General features: G+C 49.3%; 3 protein-coding genes. All 3 read left to right on the forward strand.

Features of this window, described 5'->3' with window-relative positions:
- Positions 1-157 precede the first annotated feature (157 nt).
- A complete protein-coding gene (dut, locus tag ACRDDY_RS15440; protein ID WP_438565830.1) occupies positions 158-586 on the forward strand; it encodes a dUTP diphosphatase in 429 nt (142 codons plus the stop codon).
- A gap of 104 nt (positions 587-690) precedes the next feature.
- A complete protein-coding gene (locus ACRDDY_RS15445; protein ID WP_438565831.1) occupies positions 691-1,095 on the forward strand; it encodes a hypothetical protein in 405 nt (134 codons plus the stop codon).
- 981 nt (positions 1,096-2,076) lie between these two features.
- Positions 2,077-2,229 (forward strand): terminase small subunit (locus ACRDDY_RS15450; protein WP_438565832.1); only part of this gene is annotated, 153 nt, incomplete at its 3' end.

Below are 2,229 nucleotides of genomic sequence, written 5' to 3' on the forward strand. Positions count from 1 at the left end.
AACAGGTCATTTATGACGACCGTCGGTTCGAAGTGTTACTGCATGACTCGGTTGGTATCCACGATTTTGTGAGGAACCTTGTTCAACATTCAGAGAAGGAAGGTGTCGGAGTGGTTGAATTACTGGTCGGTACGTATGGCGCAGTGGAGGTGGAGGGATGATATTACCTGTCGTGTTGTTACACGCTGATGCGCGTGTGCCGGTGTATGCCACTGCTGGGGCGGCGTGTTTCGATTTCTTCGCGGTGGAGGATGTGTTCATCCCGTCCAAGGAGAGTGTGGTGATACGATCCGGCATTGCGATGACTGTGCCGGTCGGTAAGTGCCTGGATATCTTTAGTCGTAGTGGACATGGTTTTAAATATGATGTCCGGTTATCAAATTGTACCGGTATTATCGACTCGGACTATACCGGCGAGATAATGTTCAAGTTGCGATGTGACTCTTACGGTGGATTACAGATCCGCAGGGGCGACCGGATTGCACAGGGGCGTATCGTGGACGTGCCGCGGTATGAGTTTGAAGTTGTGACCACACTAGCAGAGACGGAGCGCGGAAATGGCGGATTTGGAAGCACTGGTGCGTGAGTTGGAACACGCGGAAGACTTGGTACATCACACACAGTTAAAGTTGGAAGGACTTGTTGCGTACCGTGACGAGTTGGAGCGGAAGGTGAAGGAGATTGGAAACAATGAACAATGAAGAGATCAACGTACTGACTGACCCTCAGATTAATGTGATGATGACGATGTCAGTCAATAACGCTACCGATTACAAACCGAATGAGAAAATGAACACCATCTACAAAATAAGCAATCAACATGTCGGTGGTATTAGCGTTATAAATGTCGGTAATTACTGTGGTGATTCGTCGACAATGATGAAAATTGTGTTTGAAAATGGGATTAGCCTAATTAATACCGACGGCAGCGGTGAGTATACAGCTTGTGGGGTCGGTGTTTTGGTTGATGGATATTGCGGTGATAGCCGTCATGATGTTTACGTCGGCGATTGTGAAATTGACCCTGTATGGTGTGATAAAAACCCGTTACGTGCCGCAGCGATTGTCTACCTGAAGATGAAAGGAATACTGTAAGCAACAAGGCCACACTTGCTAGGTGTGGCCGCCCCTCTCACCCTCACCGCCCTGCGCAACCCCGACACTTTCCGTTTGCTACATAGCGTTCCGCTAACTGACCGCATTTACCGCATGGTTCATCTGGGAGATACCACTTCTCGCCCGCCTCAATCGCACGCTGGCGGGGTGACATGTCACTACCTACCAACTCGACACGCCGGCGCATAAGTCCCGCCATTTCATCGCGCAGCTCGCGCAATCGCAGGTCGATACGTGCCACCTCGGGATTAGGTTCAGCACACTGCACACATGACCCGTTGGCGCGCACCAGACCGACGTGACCGCGTTGTTTGCACGGTGTCGATACGATACGCATGGATGGGTCTGTGAAGCGTCGTGCAAGCAGTTCGCCCCATTCATCCGGTACACGCATCCGTGGGAACAATGTGCCGGCATTTACGGTGCCGTCGGGATTGGTTCTACCGTTAGCATAAGCGTAAAAACCGTGTGCCTCGAACTGAGCACACACGGTGCATTTATCATTCGCAGCGTATGTGCCGCTGCATCCACACTTCTCACAAGCCATAATCGTATGCTCCGTTATAGTTACATACTGTATATTATCAGACTTTTGACATATTTGCATATTGTATATTTCACCCAATAACCCCATTTCACACAGGTGTTAGGGGTGGCGTAACCGATTGATAATATTAAGAAACCCCGATAACCCCTCACACCCCGATCGTTTTTCCTATCCCCGCGCCCCGCCGCCCTCTTATACATATCAATATACTGTATATACTATACTCCTCTCCCTACTATCTATTATTGTTTCTTAAGGGTTATAAGGGGTAATAATAAATAATAATAGATAATACAGTAACTTACGAACACCCCGAATTTACACCCCGATGATTTGTTCAGGGGGTGGTGTGGCGAGCTGGTCGAAATTGTGGCATTATCGGTGCATGTGTTGTGGATTTGTCGGAGTGGGTCGTGAAGAAGTTAACCCAGAAGCAGGAGAATTTTTGCCAGAAGTTTGTGGAGACGGGCAACGCGTCCGAGGCGTACCGCCATGCGTACAACGTGTCCAAGATGAAACCCGAGAGCGTCAACCGCAAAGCGTGTGAACTCATGAAAAACGTCAAC

The sequence above is a fragment of the Clostridium sp. genome (genome assembly GCF_051656525.1).
Classification (GTDB): Bacteria; Bacillota; Clostridia; order Clostridiales; family Clostridiaceae; genus Clostridium.